General features: G+C 37.6%; 1 protein-coding gene. It reads right to left on the bottom strand.

The features are described from left to right. A partial coding sequence (locus EI162_RS14450) for a hypothetical protein (protein ID WP_192524984.1) occupies nucleotides 1–644 on the bottom strand: 644 nt, incomplete at both ends.

Raw genomic sequence — 644 nt, 5'->3', positions numbered from 1 at the left:
GTTTCAGCGTATAACCTAGACGTAGGTAAGTCTGGATAAGCTTTTGTAAAGACTGATTCCAAAGTATCGTCTGGATTGTCATAACTGATATAGCTGTTGATATGAATTTCTTCAGAGCTAAAATCTAAGCTGATCATATAAACGTAGTTATTGATTTCTTCTTCAAAGTTATATTGCATTCGAATGTCTAAAAAAACATCAGTACTATGTCGCAAACTCCATGTTTGTAAGCTCGGTAACTGCTTAAACTGATTAAAAGTTAAAGGGTATTGATAGTTTACAAAATTATCTGCAACGTTTTCGCTGGTACCGTAAGTGTAGCTATCTTGAATAGATATACGAGGGTCATCAATGCGGTGATCATCTAACCAACCTTGCCCTTCTAGCTGTTTAAACAGTTTTTGCACAGCGACATAGGCATCTTTTTTCGTAACACCATAGCTGCCTTGAGAGTTAGGAATGAAGAAATCAATTCGAACCGACTGTATGCCTCGTTTAGGTTTATCATGAATATAGAAGCCTGAGGTCATACCCACATTGTCAACAGTGAGTGATGGAACGTTAGGGTAGCTAAAGGTAGCAGTCCCATCGTTAGATGGAAAGTTAATTTCGTAAAAAGTAACGCCTAAGCTGCCAATATTGAG

It is taken from the genome of Psychrobacter sp. FME6, from assembly GCF_014861365.1.
Lineage (GTDB): Bacteria > Pseudomonadota > Gammaproteobacteria > Pseudomonadales > Moraxellaceae > Psychrobacter.
Note: the sequence above shows the minus strand (reverse complement) of the source record. Positions and strands in the feature narration are given on the sequence as shown.